Raw genomic sequence first — 24,055 nt, 5'->3', positions numbered from 1 at the left:
AAGTTACCGCTATAACTTCAGGTATTTGCGGATTTCGTCGTAGGCGCCACCTTCGTTTGAATAGAGCGCATAATTTTTTGCGGTCGCAAACCACTCAGTCGTTGAAGGTTTGACTTCCTTGATGTTGGAATCGAGATCTTTGGTTGTTATCGGCTTGGGTTTGCCTTCTTTCATGGCCTGGTCGATTTTCTTTTCAAGCGTGTGGTCAACCAACGAATGCAAATCTGCTCCAGAGAAGTTCTCGGTCTTCTTGCCTAGATATTCATAGTCGATGTTTTCAGTCGGCTTGCCTTGCAGCATGATGCGCAGGATTTCGACGCGCGCTGGTTTGTCCGGTGGTGGTACGAAGATGATCCGGTCGAAACGACCAGGTCGTCTGAAGGCGCTGTCCAGGTGCCAGGGCGCATTCGTGGCGGCGAGAATCAAGACACCCTCGTTATCGCTGTTGACACCGTCTAGTTCTGCTAAGAACTGATTGATGACCTGACGACCACCGTTGTTTTTCATGGTGCTTCGACTGGCTGCGAGCGCGTCTACTTCATCGAAGAACAGTACAACAGGCTTGTTTCTGCGTGCGCTTTCGAAAATATCGTGCAAATTGCGTTCGCTGCTGCCGATCCAGCATTCCAGAACTTCGTTGATTCCAACACTGATAAAACCGGCATTGATTTCACCGGCGGTGGCACGAGCTAAATGTGTTTTTCCACAGCCCGGAGGTCCATACATGAGAATTCCGCCACCAGTCTTCTTCCCGTAGGCTTTGTAGACATCGGGATTCGTAAGTGGATAAATGATCTTCAACCGAATCTGTTCTTTGACGTCTTCCATGCCACCGATATCGGTGAATTTAGTTTTGGAGCGTTCAATGTCAGCGTCGTATTCGCCATCGTCGGAATCCACTTGCGAACGGATTCTGCCGTCTACAACTTCGCCGTCTTGGGTGGCACCAACGCCAAGACGTTCTGAAAGACTTTCGTCTATCAGGGACGGGTCGAGTTCTATGGCGCGTTTGTATTCTCGAACGGCTTGTTCTATCTTCCCGTCGTTTAATAAGATTCGCGCATGCAATAAGTAGGCGGATGGCGGTGTATCGGCACTTGCGACCAGATCTTCGATAATCACCAGCGCTTGCATATATTTGCCGAGTTGGTAGAAGGTGCCGGCGAGACCGGCTTTGATTTGTTTATTGTCGGGCGCAAGAGCCAGTGCCGTCGTGAATTCTTTCTGTGCTTCTTCGTAGCGGCTTAATCCGTACAACGTATTCGCCAGATGAATTCTCAATGGAACATTATCCGGCGAGACCTCGACGGCTTGTTTGAGAGTATTGACGGCGTCGTTATTGGTCATATGGTCCCTTCAATTTAAGCCAAAAACTAAGTGGATTCCGTAATTTCATGCCGCATCAGGCATGGAAGTAAACCTCCACTGATGGTTATACAACGCCCGGCTGCCAGGTGCGTTAATATATCCTGTCCGGGAGTCTCATAAAGCTGCTCAGTTGTTGGAGTTGGGTCGTCATGCGAAAAATTGCAGGTCCGTTAACAATGTTGCTTTTGCTGGCTTCGGTGACCAGTGCGAAAGCGCTGGACGTTTCTACGTCGAGTTCTGGCAAATTAGGTGCTGGGTCCCAGCCTGTGGATTGGGAGAAAATGTCTATTGAGCAGAAAGCTCAGTCTATCGAAGAGCGTCGCCGTATTCTAGATGGGCAGCGGCATGAGTTGGAAGAAAAGCGCCTGACTCTCGATCAACCACGTCATGAAATCGAGACGCGCCGCTTTCCTCTGCAGCAGAAGCGGATTTTGCTCGACCAGGAATCAGCCCAGCTACAAGACGAATTCAGCAAGCTGGATGAAAGGCGGCAGTCACTCGATCAAAGGCGCCTTGAGTTGGACCAGGAGTATCACAAGCTCGACACTGAAAAACAGCCTTTGAATCAGCGCCGTCTGGCTCTGGAGAAGCGCCGCCACGAGCTTGAAAGTGAATGGCGTAAGCTCGATGCTGAGAAAATGCCTTATGAGCAACAGCGTCTGGAGCTGGATGAGCAGTGGCGCCTGAGCGATTTACAGCGTCTGGAACTGGAAAAGCAGCGAAGGCGGCTCGAGTCCGAAAAGTCAGGCGGGGCGAAGTAAGCTACTGTGAATTAGCTGGTGCTGCAGGTTGCGGGTCGGCAGCTGTAATTTCATTCACGCGTGCGTGCAAATCGTCATACTCTTTCTTTCGTCCCAGATAGTAGAGATCGTAGGCGAGCCGGTCCAGGTATGGCACGACAGCTATCGAGTCGGCTCCGTGGTACTGTTCCGACATCTCCAGGGCTTGTTCTAGTACTGGTTCAGCGGCTTCGAAGTTTTTCTGTTCGAGATAGAGATTTCCCAGCGCAAACAGGGCGCGCGCTGCATTACCGTCTTTTGGTGGATTGGTTTTGAATGTTTCGTTTACCTTTTCGTAAAGAGCTGTGGCTTCCGGCAGCTTGCCTTCAAGAATGTAGCACTTCGCCAGTTTGTCTAACCTGCCGTAAACTTGCCAATGTTCGGGTGGCTGAATCTTCGCCGTCATCTCGTATGAATCTCTGAAATAAGACTCTGCATCAAGATACTCTTTTCGTGCCAGGCAGAGGCTTCCCAGGCTGTCGTAGCTGTTTGCCAGCGAAAGATGATCGCGTCCCAGCACAGTCGTTTTTACTTCCAGAGCAGCTTTGAATAGCTTTTCCGCGGGCTCGTAGTTCTTTTTGGCTTGAAACAGATTGGCGATGTCGTCGCAGCTGATTGCCCATTCGATGAGCGGGTCGCGAACTTTAGTTGAAGCCGTGGCAGCCCAGCCCTGCAGTGGCTGGCCCGGCTTCATCTTCAGTGACGGTCCTCGGGCACTGGCGATGGTGCCATTGATGAATTCCAACATTTTGTTTGCCAGAGGTTCGGCCTTGGCTTCTGTGCCGCCTGTCAGGTAAAAGCGCACCAGTGATCCCATAGCGGGAATCAGTTGACCGTCTTCATTTCCTACGGCGGTTTCTTTGACGCGCAATGACTCTTCCAAGATCGGTTCTGCTTCGGAGAAGCGCCCACGGATAGTGAGCAGGCGACCGAGTTCATCTTCGCTTTTTGACAGTCGCAAGTCGCCGGGTCCGAATGTGCGTGCTTTTTCCACGGCTTGTTTGAGAAGTCGCTCAGCTATGCCGTACTGGCACAAGTAAAATGCCTGACTGCCTCGAGTTTGCAGTTGGTCCCATGTGTCAGGAGATTGAGCTATCGCAATCGATGGTGCAGCCAGTCCTGGGCTGGAAAAGGCGAGCAAAGCGAGCAATGCTCCCGTGAGACCAGCTGTCACTGCTGAGCTGTTTTTCGACTTGACCATTTTTCCCGCTTTCTTTTCGCTGACACTTATGTCCAATTCTATCTGATTCTGTATTAAATGACAGCCTCTGCCGCACCGGATGCGGTGACGAATCTTAGAATTTTACAACGTCATTGATCCAGAAACTGTTCTTTTCCTTTTAAGCGCAGAGTGGCAAGGGCGCCGGAAATTGCGGCGAAGCTGCGAAACCCAGGGTCAACTTCGATGCCCTGACCGAGATGGTGCAAACGAAGTCCTTTTAAGAGAAGATTCTCTACGTTTCGATCTATGTTCGGGTACCGTATGGATGGGCGCTGAATGTCCAGAATTGGTGAAAGCAGATATCTTCCTACGGCTTCTTGCAATTGTACGAGTTCCAATAGTTGTGGGCCGACGCGTGTCAGCTCGCTGGCATCCGAAGAAGTGTTTTTATTTAAGGGCTGCTCTCCCATAACGACTTCCCAGAGCAGCAAGCCGAAGGCGAGCACATCATCTGGCTCGAGCATTGGATAGTATGCCGGCGTAGTGACGGCACATTGACTCATGGTGCTGCCGTTTTCGAGCTCGAGTTTGCCGAAGAAACCAGGATCTATGACTACTGCACCAGACTGCGAAAACATGATGTTTTCGGGCTTTAGATCACCGTGGTAAGCGAATTTGCGTGTTTTGCTAAGCTTATCGAGACATCGCGCTACTTCTATCATTTTGTCGATGGAAACGGGACCTTTCTCCATGAGCTCGCGCAGCGTCGGGCCACTGATATATTCCATCTCTAGATATGTCAGTTCCGGCTTATCGACAAAATGCTTGACTTGAATCAGCCCGGGCAAGTTGTGTTGCGCCAATTGTTCATGTTGCTTCTGAAGCAGCATGGAGGCCCTGGGTGTGACCTCCATGATGCCTCCGGTAATGGTGGCAACTGCCTTTGTGGGCATAGCGGCTATGGCTTGCCCTTCTGAGAAGGCTGTACCGGTCGGTTTTGCGACCTTGAAAGCTGAGTAGTGGCCTGAGTCTTCGTGAATGCCACGATATACCCAGGAGAAGTTTCCTTCTCCCAACTGCATGTCGATTAAGTAGTCGCCGACTTGCGATCCGACCCAGGTAACCAACTCGGATTCTCCATCGTTCAGTCGTGTTAGACGACCAGTGGCTGTAGACCCAGGGTTTCCATCATGGACCGATCTTGATCGTGATCGCAGTTCGGGGTCGTGAGCAGTTTTTCTCCGGTGAAAATTGAATTGGCTCCGGCAAGGAAACAGAGCGCCTGCTCTGCTTCTGTCATACTGACGCGACCGGCTGAAAGCCTTACCATGGCTTTTGGCATTGTGATGCGAGCGGTTGCAATCATGCGAAGCATTTCCCAGATTTCGACTGGAGGTCGGTCCGCAAGTGGGGTGCCCTGACTGGCGACGAGTGCGTTGACTGGTACCGATTCAGGATGTTCAGGCAGGGTCGCGAGCGTGTGAAGCAGTCCGACTCGGTCTTCAGGGCTCTCTCCCATGCCGATGATTCCCCCACAACAGACGTTCAGCCCGGCTTCGCGCACATTCTTCAAAGTGGTCAGCCGCTCTTCGTAAGTGCGTGTCGTGATGATTGAATCGTAGTATTCCGGCCCGGTATCCAGGTTGTGGTTGTATGCAGTCAGCCCTGCTTCTTTCAAGCGCTCTGCCTGTGAAGCATTCAGCATCCCCAGGGTGCAGCACACCTCCATGCCCAATGAGCTCACCGACCGCACCATATCTAGTACTGAGTCGAATTGCTCGTTGTCTTTTACATCACGCCAGGCAGCGCCCATGCAGAAGCGAGAACTGCCTGCGGTCTTGGCTTTCAAGGCTGCCTCGTACACCTCTTTCGGGTCCATCAAAGCTTGCGCTTCTACTCCGGTTTTGTAACGAGCAGACTGGGGGCAGTATGAGCAGTCTTCAGGGCATGCCCCTGTCTTGATGGAAAGCAGGGTGCACTGCTGTATCTTGTCGGCCTGGTGATATTGACGGTGCACAGTGGCGCCTGTGAAGACCAGGTCCAGAAGCGGGCGGTTATAGATTTCTGCAATCTCCTCGCGCGTCCAATCCATTCGAACTGGCGCTTTGACGGCCAGGTCGATCTGGCTTTTCGGCTCTAGTGTTGCGGTCGTTGAGCAGCATGCTTCTGACATTTTCTTTCCTTTCCTGTGCGTGGCTATAGCGAATTGATTACTTTGGCGATTTTGTAGTAAATGAAACTGAGATTTTCCGTTATGCAATATGGTGGCATCAGATAAACTGTGTTGCCGAGTGGGCGAATTAGAAGACCTTCTTCGAGAAACTTCTGCTTTAGCAATGGACCTAATTCGTTGTAATAGTTGTTTTTGCCGCCTCCCTCCACTTCGAATGCGACGATTGTGCCGCAATATCTCAAGTTACTGATCGTTTTGATGCTGCTGAGAAATTCGCCGGCATAACCTCTGTGCTTACTTTCCATTTCTGTAAAGGGACGGGTGTCGGCTTCGAGCAGTTCGAGCGATTTTATTGCGGCTGCGCAGGCGATAGGATTGGCCGTGTACGAGTGTCCGTGGGCAAACATGTCTTGAGGATCGTCTGAGAGGAATGATTCGTAAATTCGTTCTGCGCAAGCGGTCACGGCAAGAGGCAAGAACCCTCCTGTGATTCCCTTGGAAACGCACATGATATCCGGTTCTACATTGGCTTTCTTGGCGGCGAACCAATCGCCTGTGCGTCCGAAACCGGTCATCACTTCATCAAATATCAAAAGCAGGTCGTTCTCGCGGCAGAATTTTTGCAACTTGACGAGAAATTCCTCAGAACACATTCGCATACCGCCAGCGCCCTGTACAAGCGGCTCTATACAAATTGCCGCATATTTCTTCTTCTTTGAGCTGACCAGTTTTTTCAATTGCTTGATGGTATCGGCTTCATTCTCTTCGGTTTTTGCTTTGTCGTCGCAACGCAATGGGTACGAAACCGCATCGAATTCAGGCATCATGCGCTTATATCTTTGCCAGAATGGAGAGCTTCCGGCAATCGACATGGCACCAACAGTGTCGCCGTGATAGCCGCCTTCAAAGCCGATGAATCTGTCGCGATCTGCTTGTCCTTTGTTGTACCAGTACTGGTAAGCCATTTTTAGAGCTACTTCGACTGCTGTTGAGCCATTATCTGAGTAGAAGATTTTGCGCAGTGACGCGGGGAAGTGGGGAAGCAACCTGGCTGCCAGCACCTCGGCGGCATCATGCGTGAATCCGGCAAACATGACGTGTTCCAGGTGGATAGCCTGTTCGTAAATCGCTTTTGCTATATCGGGATTGCTGTGTCCGTGGATGTTCACCCACCAGCTTGATATGCAATCGATAATTTCTGTTCCATCTTCGAGTTTCAAAATCGCGCCGTGCCCGCGCACTACTTTCAAGGGCTCGGGTGCCGTTTTCATTTGAGTGAATGGTCGCCAGATTGGCGAATAGTTAGTCATCAGAGCGGTGCACCAGGGTTCTTCTTCTCCATAGATGGCGGCATGTTCGAGGCGAGAAATATTCTCGAAATGCTTTTGTTAGACCGGCTTTGTTTAGCTCAGGCAGGCGTTCGCACTGGGCGATAACTGGAACTCTGCCAAAATTTTCTATCGCTTCACGATTAGATTGATTGGCCTCGCCATTCATGACGACTCCGAGGATAGGTATCCGGCGGGCATTCAATGCGTTAATGGACAAGAGTGTGTGGTTGATTGTTCCGAGTCCGCTCAGCGCAACGAGTACAACCGGCAGTTTCAGATATTCGATCAGGTCGATCATCAAATCTTTGTCGTTGATGGGAACGAGAAGACCGCCTGCTCCCTCCACAATCAAGTGACAATCCTCGTGCTGCGGCAATTCGAAATCGGTCAATTCGATTCTTGTGCCACTCAAGCTTGATGCCAGATGTGGTGACACGGGTTGACTGAACTTGTGCCGCTCGACGTAGAAACTTCCTTCCGGAAGTTCGGTGATTTGTTTGAGGAAGTTGGTGTCGGTTGGTTCCCCTGACTGAATAGGCTTCCAGTATTTCGCTTCCAGACCCGTTAGCAAGACGCCCGAGACTACGGTTTTGCCGACATCAGTTCCCGTTCCGGTGATAAAGAAAGCATCCGGCAGTGAAATCATCTGTCGTACCTCCGGCTGATTCGCGCGCAGAGCACTTGATAGGTGATAGCGATGCGATCCGCATCAGAACCTGAATCAGAACTTGAAGCAGAACCTGAAGCTGAAGCTGAAGCTGAACCTGAACAGACCTGGTTCGCTTCGTCCCAGGTACGTATCAGTTCTCTCAATTGGCTTGGTTTCAGTAAATCGCCGTTTGTGTTTACCGATGCTCCGACTCTCTTCAAAGAGCGGAAAAATTCCAGACTGGAGTTGTATTTGCAGACAACGGGGTGTTGCTCCCAGTCGAGCGTCAGAGCCTGTCTTCTGCACCAGTCGGTCAACTCAATCCTGTCCGGTAATCTGTTTGCGGTGAAGGGAATACCAGCTTGGGCGCACTGCTCTCGCCACTCTCTGAAGCTACCATTCAGGGGAATCGAAAAGATCAGCTCGCCATCTGGTTTCAGTTGTGCAAGCAGGTGTTGCAATGCGGCGAAGAAGTCAGACATCCATTGCAAGCTAAATGACGATACTATCAAGGAGTAATTTCTCGTGCCGACTGCTGCATTCTCGGCATCCAGCGTCAGCAATTTGACTCGTGCTGGTACTGGCGCTATAGCCTCTTCGCACTGGCGAAGCATTGCTGCGGATGCATCGCTGACGGCTATGTTTTCCTCTCCAAATAGTGACAGCAGGTGGGTGGTGAATATTCCCGTGCCGCAGCCTATCTCGAGGATCTCGCCGTGCGGGAGGTCGGACATTCTTTCTCTGATGAATTGAGCTAAAAGATCAGCGCTTCTCTTTTGCGCATCAGCATGCAAGGCGTAGGAGGGCGCTTGTTGCGAGAATGATTTGTTTATCGCTTGTTTGAGCATCGTCATATTCATCAGCAGTTCACCAGCAAGTTTGAGTGAATCTGCTGCAGGCACCATTGCGGATTCTCGTAAGGCAGCGCATGGCTCGCATCTGCGTGTATTGAGACACGAGCTTCTGGTCTGATGTTTTTCAGTTTTTCGACATGCTGAGCTGGTGCGATTTTGTCTCGCTGACCGTGCAGAAGTAAAACGTCGCGAGGTCGGCTCAGCCACTCGGAATTGACAGTCGAGCTGTTTAATAGCTCCAGATCGGCTCGCAGTAACTCTGTTTGAATTCTTTTCGGCTGGGAAATCTGGTCAACGCCATAGCCATCTGGAAGCGCACAGTTGCGATAGAAGTCTTTCAAAACTTGAGTCGGTTCCTGGTCGAGTTTTTGAAGCATCTTTCGAATCGCTATTTGTGATACTCTCGTTTCTTTGTCGGAACCAAAGTGGAAGTGCGCAAAACCGCTGATAATCACAAGCAAGTCTGCTTTCTCAAACAATTCTTCCGGCGCCAGGTGCAGACCAAATGAATGCGTGACCATTACTCTGGTGTTTGCCGACTGAGAGAATCTAGGATCTGTCTGTGCTGAGCCGAAGTAACCGCGTTCTAGTGTGGTCAGTCTGGTGTTGGGGGCGATTGCTTCTGCAACATGGGACCATTCGCTCCAAAAGGAAGCGTCCAGGGCCCATCCGTGCAACAGAACTAATTCTACGCTAGCCATGTGTTCTCCAGCGTTTCAGGCACTCAAGCAAGTGTTGGATGTGTTCATCCTCGTGAGCTGCCGTCAGAGACAGTCTTACTCTCGCTGCGCCGTCCGGTACAGTCGGTGGGCGAATTGCAGGCGCCAGTATTCCGTTTTGCTCCAGATGCCGTGAGAGGCTGATTGCGTCTTTATCTGAGCCTGTGATGATGGGAATTATTTGGGTGCTCGACTTGCCGGTGCTCAAGCCTAAACTGTTCAGAGCCTGTCGTAAATTGCTGCTTCTTTCAAGCAATTCGGCGCGTTCTCTCTCCATGTCACCTATGACGTCCAGGGATGCGTCGATTGCCCCAAGTACGGATGGTGGCAGCGCTGTGGAGTAAATCAATCCCGAGCAGAAATTGACCAGATACTGCTTCATCACATGGCTACAGGCTATGTAGGCACCGAAGCTGCCCATTGCTTTGCTGAAAGTGCCCATGGCTATGGTGACGCCGTCCACGCCATAACTGAGTCCTCGTCCTTGTGGTCCGAGCACTCCCGTCGCATGAGCTTCATCAATATACATTGCTGCATCGTATCTGGTGGCAAGTCGGGATAATGCCTCAATATCGCTGATGTCACCATCCATGCTGAACACAGATTCTGAAACGATCCACTTTGACAGGTCATCATCTTTGGCCAGCAGTGATTCGAGATGGTCCAGGTCATTATGCTCATAGCGATGCCATCGCCCCTGGCTGAGTTGCATACCGAGCATGATGCTGTTGTGATTTTCGTGGTCGCTTGCAATCAGCGTCTGCTTGCGCCCGAGAGCCGCCAGAACTGTCGAGTTGGTCTGATATCCGCTGGCCAGCAATAAGGCTGCTTCGGTGCCTTTGAAATTCGCCAGCTTTCGCTCGATTCGTTCATATAAATCGAGATTGCCGGAGACCAGCCGGGAAGAGCCTAACCCAGCACCATACTTTTCGGTGTATTCGATGGCGCGCTTTTTCAGTTGAGGATGTTGGGTCAAACCCAGATAATCATTCGATGCGAAGTTAATTAGTTCGCGCCCGTCTTCGAGAAGAATTTTTGCACCGCCAGTAGTGGCAAGCGATCTCAATTCGCGCAACCGATTCTGCTGCTTCCGCTCTTCGGTTGCCAACTGATATATTTGTTGGGTGCTCATGGTCAGCTATGGTACGCGAATTTGTTGTCGCCTGACACCCGGGCTGATCGGCTTTTATCGAAATTTTATTCATCAGATCTTTGACAATGGCACAACACGCAGCAGTTGCGCTGGTGGGTGATTGAGCTGCCTGTTGTCTATTAACAACTGTGTCGTGAACATGCACTTGGCATGGTGCTCAGGGCGTTTCGACCGGGCGACTGCGAATCAAATCCAGGTAATAATTTCGCACTTCAACAGTTTTGGGATGAATAACGCGTCTAGATTCGATCAGCTGGGCCAGACCGAGGTCGCAAGCAACCAGCATGGCCATATCCAGGTCCAGTTCCTGACGTTTTTTTGATTTTTTGCCGGTCTTTTTGGCATCACCGCCGCGTAACGCCTGCCAGATCGGATCCGTGTAGTCTGCCGGTCGGCTTGCCTCAAGGCAATCTGCCAGAAAGACGACTTTCGACAACTCCGACATGCCGACGGCGCCCAGAGTGTGCTCGCGAATTGCATCGAGAAGTGCTTCATTCGTGATCTCTAAATCGCGCTTGATCGTTTCCGCTCCGACCGGTCCATGCCATAGACTGCCGCTTACTCTGTCTAACGGTGTGAGTTGCAAGCCGAATTGCAAAGCCTCAATGACGAGGTCACGGTCTTTTGTTTCTTTGCAGCAATCGTGCAGCCAGCCTGCCAGTTCAGCCAGGAATACATCGCATTCAGCTTCTGCAGCTAGTTCCCGGGCCACCTTAGCAACGCCTTTGACGTGTGAAAAACGTTTTTCAGAAAGTCGCGGACGTATCCATTCAGCTGCTTTTTCCAGCGTAAAGTCAGCCGGAATGCCTTCGTATGTCTTATGTGTCAACATTGGTTACCTAGTGCTTGATCTCTGTCTGCGGTAGTTGCTCTTGCAGCCATTGCAGTCCTTCATTGGAGACTTCGGTGCCGCGCAAGTCAAGCTGTTTGAGATTGCGCATTCTGCTCAAGCTCGACAATCCATTGTCACCGACATTGGTGCCACTTAGATCCAAACTTTCGAGAGTTTTAATGCGTTCCAGTGGGCGCAGCATTGACCCGGTAGTTTGTGTGCCGGCTAAGCCGAGTCTCTTGAGCGGCATGGTTTCCAGTACTGTGAAACCACCGCTGTAGCCGCCTACCTGGGTCGAACTCAAATCGAGGTTTTCTAGATTGCGGTTGTTTGCCAGTTGATTCAAATTATCATTGTTGATCGGCTCTCTCGATAAATCGAGGGTTTTTACCGATGGAATGTCGTTCAGGCGCTGACCTTCTCCCAGTCTCATCAGGAGCTTAGCGGCAGATGTATCGGCGCCGGACTGTCTCGGCTCGCGCACATCATTCACAAGTTGTTCGATGACTTTGGGTCGGACCATCTCGTCTACGTAGCGAATGCGGTTTTGTATTTCGAGGACGTTTTGATTGCGGGCGGCAGATTCTGGTGCTTCCGTCATTGTTCTTTTCAGTCCTTCGGCCAGCATGACGCTCTGCAGTGGTGCTTTATTAGTCAGTTCGATGAATCTGGATGCCTGTGGCGCCAGCATCTCTTCACCCAGATTGACCGACCACCACTCCGGATTGTCCGCCATGGCGCGAGGCCTGGCTACATATGTCTTACCTTCGTGCTGGGCACTGAGGTCAAACCCCGCGCTTTCCGTGGGCATGGTCTCTCGAGCTATGTGCGACCATTCGTGGCGGACTTCGTCACCCAGCGATGCATCGACATTCTTCCTGAAGAAGGTTACTGAGTTGTCCTGTGCTGCGGCCTGTGACTCGAACTGCGGGTCGCCGCTGGCACGCTTGTGCAGAGGGTCGAGCGGATTGGGTTCATTGACAAGGTAGAGTTTTTCAATCAGGCGGGAGTTAGGCAACGCATCGAGATGTGGAATGAAATCTTCCGGCAGTGCGCGGCGCAGCAGCCCTGGCTCAATAGGTTGCGTTCCTTCCGGCGGCGCTCCTTCCAGTCCTAAGCGGAACTGGCGGATGGCCTCAAGCTGCTTTGCATAGGTCTCCGGTACGACGACCTTGGTGCTCAGTCCCTCAAGGGAGTAAACCCGCACCGGCGTATCGACCTGGGTGACGTTATCTCGCATAAAGTCTGCGGTCGATTCGAATTTTGACGGGGCTCCTGGCTTTGATACCAGAAGTGGTTCAGTTGTCGATTCGTAGCCTGATATGCGTTGGGCTAACTCGGTAAAGCTCGTTGGTTTGACTGTCACCTGAAGCGACTCGGGCGCAATCGAGAATTTCGCTCCCTCGGGTCCGACATTGTCGCCACCAGCAAGTTTCAAGCCCAATCTGTCTCCGGAGGTTACGGTTCTTGTATCTCTGCTTTCGACATTATTTCTGGCACCAGATTCAGTGCCTTTGAGTGAGTGAGCTAATCCGAATCCACCGCCGATCAAAGTCATGCCGTAGGCAGACTGAGCCAGTTCAGATGTGGATGCGAACTGGTGGTTTTTGGCGAGCGAATTTGCTTCTGCGTTGAACAATCCTGCGGGAATGCCGGACAAAGCACCCGTGGCAATCGGGTTTTTCAGGATAGGAAGCAGTGCGGAACGTTCGACGGCAGCGGTGCCTGACAGTTGTTTCAGCCCCAGACCAGCTGCTGTCATGGTCGCGAACGTGCCTGCGCCAATCGCTCCTTGCGTGCCTCTATCGAGGAGGAACTGGCTCAAGTCGCCCTGGCTCGGTTGTGATGGTCGCAGCAGTGCGTCGTAGGCGAAGCCTGTCAGGGCGGCTTCTTTCAAGTTCATGTTGAAGGCGGTCCTGGCAGACATTAAACCGGCTTCTTCTGCGGTGGCTCCAAGGGCTCCTCGCACACCTTTGCGGACTAGAAGAAATGGCAGCAAAGTGCCGACTGCGCCGCCTATCTGTTGTGCATGCCAGTCAGCGCCACCGAATGAAACCTTCTCGGGTGCGCTCATAAATTGCATTTTTGGTTGCAGTTTGGTCCCGGCGAATTCGTCGACTATCTGGCTGATGCCGCTAATAGGTTCCTGGATACCCGTGTAGACCGCGGAATGAACTGCTTCAGCTATGTAGTCCTTAACTCCCTTCGAGGCTTGCTCCGGCACTGGTTTTGCGGGCACAGCTTCGTTCTGGAGCTTATCCAGGGCTCCATTTGGCTGTGTTGCCGAATTGTCGCTGACGTTAGTGCGGTCCATGGTCCCGTGTGCTGAAGAAATTCGCTGATAGGGGCAGTCTATTGGTCCATTAATCCGTTTTCAATGGGGAAGTCACCATGCCACCAGCTATATACCCCAGGACCGTCAGCCGGTGACCGTGCAGCCCGGCAGGGCGGCTCTCAGGTCATCGACATTTGACAGGTCTGTGCCGACAACGTTGACCCGCTTTAGCGCCGGTAGTTTGGGCAATATCGAGAGAATCGAATCATTGACGGCTGTGTTTGAAATGTCCAGCTCTTCCAGGTTGGGTGCTCCGCGCAAAGGGTTGAGAGAGGTACTCATGATTCTGGTGTTGGACAGGTCAAGCTGTTTGAGATTGACGAGGTCTTTCAGGAAACCGGTACCTTCTCGCGTAATAGCGCTCTGGCTCAAATTTAATCTTTCTAGAGAGGTGATTTTTCCCAGTTTGGAAAGATCGTCGGGTTGGTGCGGTTCATGCGACAGGTCAATGTCAGATAAAGGCAGTGTCGCTAGTTGCTCGGGGCTCGCCATAGTGATGAGCAGTTTAAGGGCTGCGGCAAATTCTTCACTTTCACCAGGCTCGGTCTTTACGATTTCGAGGAGTTTTTGCTGTGCCACTGGCAGCGCTTCGCTCTCGACTGCATCGATGCAGTGGTGAATGTGCTTGCTTGCATGACTGGCGTCTTCATCGCAGGCTCGTTTTAGTGCTCTCCCCAATGTCACTGCCTGCAGTGGCAATGTCGACAGGAATTGCTTGAATTCTTTCTCGTCGGCGAGGAAAAAGTCTCGCACCGTATACAGTGCAAAGTATTCAAAATCATAGGTGGCTGGCGAGTCCTCTCTGATTTCTGTATTCTCGAGAAAGGCTGCATATCGGAAGAAATGCGTTTCAACGGTGTAGGTAAGCCAGACCATTCTCGCCCAACCTTCGACTACGGCTCTTGATACTTCCGAGAGTGGCAGCACATCGGGCAGTATAAGTCGCCCCGGCTCCATGGCCCTGGCTGTCGGCGCATAGAATAGAGTCTCGACCGGCTCGCCTGTTTGTATATTGCCCAGAATTATTTCGCTTACAAGTCCAGGGTTGGGAAGTAAACTTAGCACACCGAATATAGTGTCATGAGGTTCACTTTTCAAATGTGTCGGCAGTTTACCGCCGTCGTATTCTTTTCTCCAGTTCTCGAGATCGGCGGCTAGCGCATCGGGAATTATTACCGCAACACCGTTTTTGCGATAAATTCTCGAGGCACCGCTGACAAAATCGTAATTTGAAACCAGTTCGAATATTGGGGCTTCCGTCACTTGAGCGCCTCTGCTACAGCCATGCTCACTGGCCAGTTGTATTCGAGTAACTGGAGCATTTTCGCATATCTGGTGTTAAGCGTCTCTGGTGAATAGTTCTTTACTTGTTTGGCTTGCTTATAGAACTCGAGAACATCGACGATGTCCTTTTCGACGTCGGCTGGCTTTACATTTGTATAACGCTTGCCGATGAATTCGAGAAGATTTTTGTCAGAGAGATCGGACCCATCTAATTCCATATATTCCAGAATGGTTTTTACAGCATCGTTGCTCACTTTATTTTCGGAAGCTTTTTGTATGCGAGCGGCAGTAAGTGCTTTGTTGGCATCGGAAAGCGGCAATTGCAGTCTGTCGAGAGCTGCTCGCGCCTCCATTGCCTCTTGCCAGGTGGCGGTGTTCGGCAAAGCTTTCTTTACTTGATCGAGCGCCAGCACCTCAGATGGTGCCAATTTCTGATTGTTGAGGGCATTTCGCGCCTCTAGAACGGCTTTTGCTAGATCCAACTTTTCGCTGTCCGGCATGACCGGCAGTTTTGTATCGGCGTTGACTGCTTTTCTGACTTTGTCGAGAGCCGCGTTGTTGGAAGCAGCTTGTTTGAGCGCGGCTGGGTTTTCGACTGCATCTCCAAGCATTTGTATAGCAGGGTAGTCATGCAGAATTTGCTCTGCTGTCTTTCCGTTGAAGTCGAATTGTGCCGGTGTGGTTTTGACAACTTTTCTGAGTACGCCTGGCTCCGATTGTTGGGTGTGCAGTGCGGCTCGTTCCATTGTGTTTTTAAGCGAACTCATCTTCAAGTTGTGTCCGCCGACATCGATACCAACAACGTTTCCGTCTTCGTAGACTCTGATTGCTTTGATGTCTTTTGAACTGGTTGGGTTTGTTCTGGGGAACTCGATGTATCTGACGCCTCTGGGATCAACGGACGTATCGTAGTCGAGGCGAGGGTGCAAAGGTTTCAGGGGCGCATTGTTGTTAGGGTAAAGTCTCACATCTACAGCGTTGCCGATGTTTGGAATCAGATCTCCGGCCAGCTCGGTTTCCAGTTTGCGCGGCTTCATCGATACCGAGAGTTGATGCTCCATATGTTCGTAGAAAGAACGTTCCGGCTCGCTGATCTGATTGCGGTTATGGTTTACGAAATTTCTGATTGCTTCCATCTGTCGTGCGGTTGTACCAACCCTGCCGTTGGCGTCTCCTTCTACGGCAGTGAGGATGCGCCGGAATTCTGGGAACGGCAAGTTGCCTGTGCCATATGGTGGTTGTAATTTTTCAATGCTCAAGTGTGGAACTGTGCGGTCAGCAATGAATTCTCTCGCCGCCAGGGCCAGGTCATCACCAGTCATCAACCTGCGTGTGTGAGGGTCTCGCAGCGCGAAGGCCCAATCGCCTTTGCCTTCGCCTACCTTTTTGGCGACAGTCGAGGCGTCGAGGGCAATGTCAACCGGCACCCACTGCTTGGTTTTCATGTTCAGGAAGGCACCGTCGATGTTGGCAGTATCAGCCGCAGATGCATTAGCGGAAGGAACGAATACCCAACTGTCTCCAAGCTTTCCTTCGCCGGCCAGGTCGCGCAATCTTGTGAATGCGTTGAATTCTTGAACATGACCGCCCGCTGCGCTCGCTGGAATGTCGATGTTCAGACCCTGGCGAGTCAGTTCCGTGTACATTTTTACAGCACCGGCATCAGCAGCCGGGTCCATGATCTGTTTGAAGCCGATGCGAATTGGTCTGTCTGCGCCCATGTCGAGCAGTTCGGCGACGTTTTGAGCAATTTTTGGATCTATTGTCTTGTTGCGACTGAAGCCGTCTAAAGCATCAGCGATATTTTCTGACTGCCTGCGCAGACCCTCAATTGCTCGCGGCTGAGAAACGCGGCTGTAAATTTCGAAGCGATCTCTGAGCGCCGACTCGACGCGATCTCGCACTGCTGCAGGAACATCCTGCAGCTGCTCATGGGCTCTGGCGAGCTTCGTGTAGGCTTGCAAATCGTGAACATCGATGTCGCCTCTAAGTGCGAACTTGAGATCGATTTCCGGATATTTTGCAGATAAGTTGAGCAACTCTTTGATCGCTGGACCGCGGCTTCCCATGTCGAGACTGGCCAGTTGGTGCGCAAGAGCCGGCAATTCTTTTGCCTCTGCTGTTTGCAGGTGGGCCTTTATGGCGTCGAATATTTCTCCCTTTTCTCGCGGAGTCAATCGTGAGCGGCTCAGGTTGTTCTGAATCTGTGTGAGCTCTCGATTGACGAGCTTCAGGTCGTTGACAGCGCCCAGCACCTGGTTATCTCGCCCGAGCGCTCGTGCGATCTGAGCATTTTCGACAGCCAACTGTGCCGGAGAGACTTCGATTTTGACGGCATCAGCTTTGCTGAGACGCACTGTGCCATCGCCATTGGTGCCCTGGACAATCCAGCCACCTTCTCTCTTGCCGTTGACGTTGATCTCGAGTTCGCTGCCGATTTTGATGGGCTGGTTCGGATTGGTGGCGGCTATTTCCCTGGCTGTGAGCGAAACCTGTCCATCGCGACGCAGAACCAGGTCGCCCTGATTTGTGGGCGCCTCGTCTGAAATTCTCCACTGTGTCGAGTCGTGGGCAACAGTGTCGCCCGGTTTGATCTGGAATGCTTCTGGTGTTACTGCATCGCCGACTCTGAAATCTCTTGCTGGTGTGAGGTGTGGTAAGCGGTCGATCGAGGTGCCGGTGATGTTGTTGCGAGGGTCGAATACTAAGCTTTGGTCTTTTAAATGGAGTTCGGTGAAGGCGTGGTTTGGTGAGTAACCCGGTGGTATTCCTCCTGGTGGCACTTTACCCAGGTAGCCTTTGCTCATCGATATGTAAAGCCCGAAATCATCGCCGAGCACTTTCATGAGCAGTGTCTGGGGCTGGCAGGCTCCTGCTCCTTCACCCAGTCTGGCTCTCTCGATGTAGTCTCCCAGTAGAATTCTCTTGTTGCCATTCTGGCTGCGGAACATCGCATCTGCGTCGTCGACTTGTTTGTTGGTCCAATCGGCAGGCTGCATTTTTTCTTTTGAATACGCCGCCAGTTCTTCAGCCAGTTTTTGCGGATCGTTTTTGTATCTGTCGAAACGTGCGTGGGCTTCGGCAATAGTGTCTCGCAACACCTGGTCTTGCGAGCGATCAAGCACTATAGCGGGGCGATTCGGATCGTGGAAGTTGCCATCGCTGCCGATGCGTGTTTCGCCGCCGACAACCTGGAATCCGTCTTCTAACTTGCCACGAATTTCGCCCGAGTCTTTATAAGCATTTGACTGAGCAACGGCTTCTGGTTTTGCCACCACATCTGGTTTACCAGATTGTGGTTTGTATTCCATGACCCTGTAAGGTTCCGTTGTTTCGTTGGTCGGGACGGGCTTATCGCTGCTCGTTCGGACGTAGGTTTCAGGAGCACTATCGGTGCGCGGGTGTGTCTCGGTGTTGCCTGCCAGGTCAGCCCGAGGAGGCGTGTCGGTGGCATGGGCCGGAGCAGTGACGGCGCCACTTTCGGCTGGCGAATGTGCCTGCGGCGTCATCTCTGCCGGCACTTTTCTCTCGGCGGCGTTGGCAGCGCGGGCTGCCACGGCGTCGACTGCAGTTGCTTCATGTGTCATGGCATTGCGCAGACCGTTCCAGGCTTTGCCTGCGGCCATCGCACCAGGGACAAGGACGAATGGACCGACTGTGCCGCCGAACGTTCCAAACGCCGCTGATGTGGCTGTCATTCTTACAAATTCGCCGAAATCTCTGGCGTCGTTCGCGGCACGAATGCTGCCGGAACCTGTCGCGCCGGCAAATCCAGCCAGAGCATTTTGCGGAGTGCTCATTACCAGTTGTTTCAGAACCGAACGGCTTTGCTCTTCCATAGCGTCGCCGATGCTTTTCTTTAACAGCGCAGCGACGGCTTGTTGATCTCCGTCCTTCGCTACCTGTCTGGCCAGTGCCAGAATTGCCTCGTCACTAACTTTTGCTCCGTCTTTGAGTCCTTGTTTGACGAGCGCCTCGGCCCCTTCTTTAAGAGCTGTTTCCGAGCCTTCTCTCAACATGTTCTTGCCTGCTTGAGCCAGCACCTTCTCAGCCGCAGATTTGCCCACTCCGGCACCCAGGAAGGCTGTAAAACCGTCTGCAAAACCAGTGCCTGCATCCACTGCCAGTTGGCTGCTCATTGCATCATAGTCACCGCCCATGATGCCAGCTTTCAATCCCACTTTAAATATTGCCGCGCCGGCGCCGGTGTAGGCAAGCAGTGACAGGCTCAGTCCACCCGAAACAAATGCTCCGCCCACAGCAACAGCTGCCACTGTCGTGTCGACAATTGCATCGGCAAGAGCTTCTTTCGATGAGGAATGCATGTCGACCATCTTGTAGACATTTTCAACGTATTCGCGCATTTTTGCCGGGTCTTGCACCGTCGCAGCGGCCAGTTGATTGATTTCGTTATCGAGCTGGTAGCCAGTGCCATCCCAGGCTCTGTCGACGAATCCGCTGCCCCATCCCGATCGCGTCGTCGCGGCTTCGTTCAGTGCGTAAAGATATTCGGAGCGGGAGTCACGCCCGTTCACCGCCCGCAGTGCTTCGCGCTGATCTTTGCCGCCCAGCTCCGAGACGAGATCAGCCGAAAGGTCTGCCCCGTACTTGCGAGCATATTCATCGCGAACACGTTGCAGTCGCTGCTGAATAATGGCATCGATCTCGTCTTCAGACTTGCCGTCTTTTTTCAGTTGCGAACGGTCGTTCAGCTCTGACAGAGTTTGTTTGATCTCGTCTTCGCTGGTGCCCAGCCCGAGCTGATAAGAGCGAAGTTTGTCTTCGGGCCTCATCTCGCCTTGCTGCATAGATGCAAGAGCAACCTGTCTTTCGTCGGCACTCAAGAATCCCAGGACGCGATCTTGAAAAGCCTTGTCGGTAAGGATGCGTTGTTTCTCGTCGGCACTGGCTCGTTGAATGTCTTTATAGGCGCCCTGCTCGTCATCGTTGAATATGCCGCGATTGAGGTCCAACTGCAATTCCGTCGGTAGATGACCGGTTTCGATGAGCGGCCTGGCGTAAGTGTTGTAATTCGAGTGTCCCATCGCTCTTTCGGCGGCTTCTTTGAATTGAGCGGCATAGGCGCGATCTGCATCAGTTTGCGGGTTGGCAATTCTTGATTGTAGTTTGGGATCTTTGTCGAAGGCTTCTTGAATGTCTCGAACTATCTGCGCTTTGTCGCTGAATGTGTAAGATGCCTGCACGTTCATCTTGTCTATGACGGACATCTTTGGTTTTTCGCCGCGTTTTACCTTTTCCAGGAGCCCGTTTGCTACGGTCAGTTCGCTTGAATCGAGGCTGTCTCTGAGTTTTTGATCGAGTGAGCGAGCGAAAGCTTTCGCCGTTTCATCAGTGCTGCCGGCCTCGCTGCCCTTTCTGTAGAGGGCGCGCTCGCTGTCTGTCATGTTAGTCAGGGCTTCGTAGATTTTCGCTTCATCATTGTTGTACCAGCGACGGTTATCTTCAATGGCGTCGAGCACCGGTCTGCGATTTTGTTGACTAGCCTCGAAAGAGCCGGCTCTCATTTTTGCATCGACAACGTTCATGGTGCGTTTCAGTTCGTCGTCTGAAAGATAAGTCTTGAGCACTGTTTCTATGCGCTCGCGCTGCTTGGGATCGCCATGCAATTTTTCCCAGTCGTCTTTGGACATGTTCTCGACGGTGGCGATCACATCTTGCATGGAAGAATCGTATATGGTGCCACGGTGATCAGCCAGCCGAGTTACGAGCCCACCATTCTTCTGGGCGATCATGTCTTCCCATTTGGCGAATTCGTTGGTTTGCGAATCGCCTGAATACCATTGCCCTGCCGCGGCCTTCAATGCTGCACTGGTCTTCGTATAGTAATCTTGCGCCCTCTGTCGCTGCTCGGCTGTGATCGACGAATCAACTGTTTCATTGTTGGCAATTTGCCGCCCCAGCATGTACGACTTGCGTTCGGCGTCACTCATGGTGGAAAGTGAGTGCTCGATAGCCTTTTCGTTATCGCCGAGCCAACTTGTATTGTCTGTAGTCTGTGTGCTGACTGAGAGTTTTCCAAACTCAGCATAGTCCTTAACATGCCGGTAATCGGTGTCGCTTACGTTGCCAGTCAATCCGAGGGAGAGGGCGTGATACCAGTGACCCTCGAAGTTGTCCGACATCAACTTTTGACCTTCGGGCGAGGCGAAGTAGTCGCGCACTTCCTTGGGCGCCCGGCGCATCGCTTCTGCGAACATATCTACGTTGCCGGCTGATGCTGCTTTTTTGGCAAGGTCCAGTGTTTCCTCGGGTTTTCTGTTGTCGTAACCCTTCATGTAGAGAGCCGCAGCCGCTTTTGTGTCGGCTGACAGATTGGCATCGTTCTGGATAGCATCAGCCAGAGATGTTCCGTAGCGGCGTCTGTATTCCTGATCCGTTTTGGCGACGTCTGCGGCACTCATCGTTTCGAGGGTATTGCGAACCACCTTCTCGAGTTCACCTCTGGAGCGCCCCATCCACTCGCCACTCTCAGTCAGCGCTACGCGGATTGTGCCGGCATTGTCGGCGCCGTCTGGGCGCTTCAGAAGCGCCATGGCTTTGTCCAGATCTGAGCCGCTCATCTCGCCTTTGAAGGCCGCTTCCAGCGTCTGTCCGTACTTGGTGCCGTATTTTTTCTCCCAGATCTCGGTTATTTGTTTTCTTTCTGCTTCTGTTTTATTTTCGAGCGTTGCGTTGATTGTCGCTCTGTCGCATCCCCAGCCGGTCAGTCCGCCGTTCATGGCGTATTCGATGGCGTCAGCGGCTACTTCCATGCTCTTATAGATGACGTTCTGGCGCGAACCGTCTGGTTTTCGCCATTGTTTGTTGCCGTCTTTGTCTTCTTGATAGTAAGTTCCGTCTTTCTCGACACCCAGTTTACCCTGCCATGTGGCACCATCCCTGGTGTTGCGCCAGCCGTCCTGGTCTGTCTTTACCCAGGTGTCCGCTCCTTCGGTGAATCTTGTGATGTCGCCCTGCCCGTTGCGTTCGTATGTTCTTTTCACTCCTTTCGTATCGGTCGTTTCAATAACCTGACCAGATTTGTTCTCCAGCCTTGTGGCGCCAGATTGCTCTCGGTAGAGCGTATTGCCGTCAAGCTGCTTTGTGACGATGCCGTTATTTTCAGCGTAGTTGTACTGCCCGTCGTTTGAGACCCATCTGGCGCCTTTGCTCTTTTCACCGCTACTTGAGGTCCAGTTTTCACTGTCTGTGCTCGTCCAGACTTTGCCGTCCGTGTCTTTGATTTCGGATAATTTGCCGTTTGCATATTTGTAGTCACGTACTTCATTGTTTTTGCTTTGTGTGCGTGTGACGTGCCCTTCCGCATCGAAACTGACTTTGCTGCCGTCTTTGTTGGTTAGCTCAAAGCCTTTTGCTCTGCCGCTTTCGTCGTATTGATAGCGCATCTGCGAGCCGTCGGCAGCTTGAGCAAGTTGAATCTTTTGCTGCTTGTCGAAGGTGAGGGTGCGCCCGTCAGTTGTGCTGATCATCCGCTCGCCGTTGGCGCGAACTTCTTCGTAGGTGCCATCCAGTCGCACATTGACGTTCATTCTGAGCTTCTCGCCGCCACCCTCTCTCGTCCATGTGGAACCATCAGTGGTGCTGAGGCTGTTGCCAGTGCTGTCGGTAATGCGCGCTACTTGATTGGCGCTGTTATACTCGAAGGCTCGCCAGGCGCCGCCTGGTTGTTCCACTTTCGAGATGCGGTTACTGGTGTCGACGCTCAATACTGAGCCGTCCGGCTTATAGATGGACTTGCTGCCGTCTTCTCTGACTTCTCTGTACAGTCCGTCCTGATTGACGTCGACTCGACCTTTGAATGCCGGTTTGCCGTCGGCATTGATCCATGTAACTCCGTCACTGGCTGTTCTTACGCCTGACGCGTCGCTGACTTTGACTATTTGTCCTTGTTCGTTGTATTCGAACTGCCGTGATTTGCCGGTCAGGTCTTTAATTTCGACGACTTGATCCTGGGAATTTTTTACTACCCTGGAGCCGTCGGCGTTAACTCTCTCCAGTCGCGTCTGGTTGCCATCTTTGCTTTCTGTCCAACCGTCAGTGCGCTTAACGACTTCTCTGCCGTCTTCTGTTTTCTGATGCAAATTTCCATTAGCATCAACGCTTAACTCTGCTTTTATTGACTCCTGACCATTGTGTTGCCAGGTTTTTCCGCCGTCTTTGCTTGCCCATATTGAGCCGTTCGATTCTTTCACGCCTGAGAGTTTGCCCTGGGCGTCATAAGCAAAGAGTCGCTCAATTCCCTCGGCATCTTTGATTGCGGCAACGCGTCCCTGGTTATCGCGCGACACAGTGGCGCCGTTTATCTGGAACGTTGTGGTTTCTCCGCGGGAGTTTTTTACTGTCTGCGAGCCATCCGGATTAACCGTTATCTCTCCAGCGCGTTGTTGGTTTGACCCTTCTTGTTGCCAGTTTCTGCCGTCGGTGCTGCGCCAGACCGAACCGTTCGGCTCGACCAGTGCTGCCAGTCGTCCATCTTTGTCGTAGCCGTAACCTCTCTGAGCGCCGCTGGCGTCGACCGTCAAGACGACACGGTGGTTGTGGTCGAAGTTGACTCTCGAGCCATCGTTGTTCTGGCGAGAACGCTCGTGCCCCTGGGCATCTAGCGAGCTTACACTGCGGTCTGGGTTACGCCTGAGCTGGTCGCCGTTGGGCATCACCAGGGTGTAGCTGCCGTCCTCGCCGATTTTGATGTCTTTGACCGGGATTTTTTCGTTCGAGCCGCCCAGAACGAAAGATTTGCCGTCAGGGCTGCGCTTCCATTCGCTGCCGTCAGTTTCGGCGATGCGCACGACAGTGCCTCGTGCGTCTCTATCGACGAATACAGAATCGCCATTGGTTCGTTTAATGTTTTCAGTCGACGCCGGTTTGGCGGCTTCAACGCTTTTGATCTGTTCAAGAAGAGCGTCGCCGCTGGGTAAAACCCGCTCTCCGTTGCCGCGGGTTTTGGGAATGGTTTGACCGGATTCGAACGCCTTTACTGCTTCGACAGAGGCGTGGTCTTCACGCTCGATTTCGTGCTCGCCGGCATCATGCTCTTTATGAACCGCGGCTTCGATAGGCGGCTTAGCTTCAGGTTTGTTGGTAACTTCTGACGACTGTGAGGTCACTATTTTTGTTTTTAGAATCGGATGGTAAACGGGATGCCGTGTTTCCGTGAATTTAGATAAGTCGCGCCGATTGATATTGCTGCAAAGACTATCTTGGAGAACCTTACCGGGTTGTCATGAATATTGTGTACCTTCGGCGTGACGGAGTCGTGAGCAAACGAGATTCGGGCAGCTTAAGCTGTCCGAGGTCGAGATTTAATGTGCAAGCAAAGAGCCGTTCTGGATATCACATACCCGTCACGCCTGCCGTCTACACCCCCGGGCGCTGACCCGAGCCGGTCCGGGGAT

Annotated in this window: 14 protein-coding genes; 1 reads left to right on the top strand and 13 read right to left on the bottom strand. The window is 52.3% G+C overall.

What is annotated here, in order from left to right:
• Window positions 1-9: 9 nt before the first annotated feature.
• On the bottom strand, window positions 10-1,347 hold the full coding sequence (locus EKK48_20695; protein RTL38853.1) for an ATP-binding protein: 1,338 nt from the start codon (window positions 1,345-1,347) through the stop codon (window positions 10-12).
• Between the two features lie 170 nt (window positions 1,348-1,517).
• On the opposite strand from EKK48_20695, the gene EKK48_20690 reads away from it, so the two are divergent.
• Entirely contained in the window at window positions 1,518-2,129 is a 612-nt protein-coding gene (locus EKK48_20690; GenBank protein RTL38852.1) for a hypothetical protein, read from the top strand.
• 1 nt (window position 2,130) lies between these two features.
• Here EKK48_20690 and EKK48_20685 read toward each other — a convergent pair whose 3' ends face one another.
• From EKK48_20685 to EKK48_20630, 12 genes are all read right to left on the bottom strand, one after another.
• Window positions 2,131-3,348, bottom strand: coding sequence for a tetratricopeptide repeat protein (locus EKK48_20685; GenBank protein RTL38851.1), 1,218 nt, complete (start codon window positions 3,346-3,348; stop codon window positions 2,131-2,133).
• Window positions 3,349-3,458: 110 nt separating this feature from the next.
• The gene (locus EKK48_20680) at window positions 3,459-4,436 is read right to left on the bottom strand and encodes a hypothetical protein (GenBank protein RTL38850.1); all 978 of its coding nucleotides are present in this window, start codon (window positions 4,434-4,436) and stop codon (window positions 3,459-3,461) included.
• A 26-nt stretch (window positions 4,437-4,462) separates the two neighbouring features.
• Window positions 4,463-5,482 carry a biotin synthase BioB gene (bioB, locus tag EKK48_20675; protein RTL38849.1) on the bottom strand — a complete coding sequence of 340 codons (1,020 nt, stop codon included), beginning with the start codon at window positions 5,480-5,482 and terminating at the stop codon, window positions 4,463-4,465.
• A gap of 23 nt (window positions 5,483-5,505) precedes the next feature.
• On the bottom strand, window positions 5,506-6,792 hold the full coding sequence (gene bioA, locus EKK48_20670; protein RTL38848.1) for an adenosylmethionine--8-amino-7-oxononanoate transaminase: 1,287 nt from the start codon (window positions 6,790-6,792) through the stop codon (window positions 5,506-5,508).
• Window positions 6,785-7,459 (bottom strand): dethiobiotin synthase, encoded by a 675-nt coding sequence (gene bioD / locus EKK48_20665; protein RTL38847.1) that lies wholly within the window; start codon window positions 7,457-7,459, stop codon window positions 6,785-6,787. Before bioD ends, bioA begins: the two co-directional genes overlap by 8 nt.
• Window positions 7,456-8,367 carry a methyltransferase domain-containing protein gene (locus tag EKK48_20660; GenBank protein ID RTL38846.1) on the bottom strand — a complete coding sequence of 304 codons (912 nt, stop codon included), beginning with the start codon at window positions 8,365-8,367 and terminating at the stop codon, window positions 7,456-7,458. Before EKK48_20660 ends, bioD begins: the two co-directional genes overlap by 4 nt.
• The gene (locus EKK48_20655) at window positions 8,322-9,017 is read right to left on the bottom strand and encodes an alpha/beta hydrolase (protein RTL38845.1); all 696 of its coding nucleotides are present in this window, start codon (window positions 9,015-9,017) and stop codon (window positions 8,322-8,324) included. The genes EKK48_20660 and EKK48_20655 overlap by 46 nt, the downstream gene beginning before the upstream one ends.
• Window positions 9,010-10,173, bottom strand: coding sequence for an 8-amino-7-oxononanoate synthase (locus tag EKK48_20650; protein RTL38844.1), 1,164 nt, complete (start codon window positions 10,171-10,173; stop codon window positions 9,010-9,012). The genes EKK48_20655 and EKK48_20650 overlap by 8 nt, the downstream gene beginning before the upstream one ends.
• A gap of 172 nt (window positions 10,174-10,345) precedes the next feature.
• The gene (locus tag EKK48_20645; GenBank protein RTL38843.1) at window positions 10,346-11,020 is read right to left on the bottom strand and encodes an HD domain-containing protein; all 675 of its coding nucleotides are present in this window, start codon (window positions 11,018-11,020) and stop codon (window positions 10,346-10,348) included.
• 7 nt (window positions 11,021-11,027) lie between these two features.
• Window positions 11,028-13,334 carry a hypothetical protein gene (locus tag EKK48_20640; GenBank protein RTL38842.1) on the bottom strand — a complete coding sequence of 769 codons (2,307 nt, stop codon included), beginning with the start codon at window positions 13,332-13,334 and terminating at the stop codon, window positions 11,028-11,030.
• A 105-nt stretch (window positions 13,335-13,439) separates the two neighbouring features.
• On the bottom strand, window positions 13,440-14,618 hold the full coding sequence (locus EKK48_20635) for a leucine-rich repeat domain-containing protein (protein ID RTL38841.1): 1,179 nt from the start codon (window positions 14,616-14,618) through the stop codon (window positions 13,440-13,442).
• Window positions 14,615-23,767, bottom strand: a complete 9,153-nt coding sequence (locus tag EKK48_20630; GenBank protein ID RTL38840.1) for a hypothetical protein — start codon at window positions 23,765-23,767, stop codon at window positions 14,615-14,617. Before EKK48_20630 ends, EKK48_20635 begins: the two co-directional genes overlap by 4 nt.
• Window positions 23,768-24,055: the final 288 nt, after the last annotated feature.

The sequence above is a fragment of the Candidatus Melainabacteria bacterium genome (assembly GCA_003963305.1).
Lineage (GTDB): Bacteria > Cyanobacteriota > Vampirovibrionia > Obscuribacterales > Obscuribacteraceae > PALSA-1081.
The sequence above is the reverse complement of the archived record's forward strand: the minus strand, read 5'-3'. Positions and strand labels throughout refer to the sequence as shown.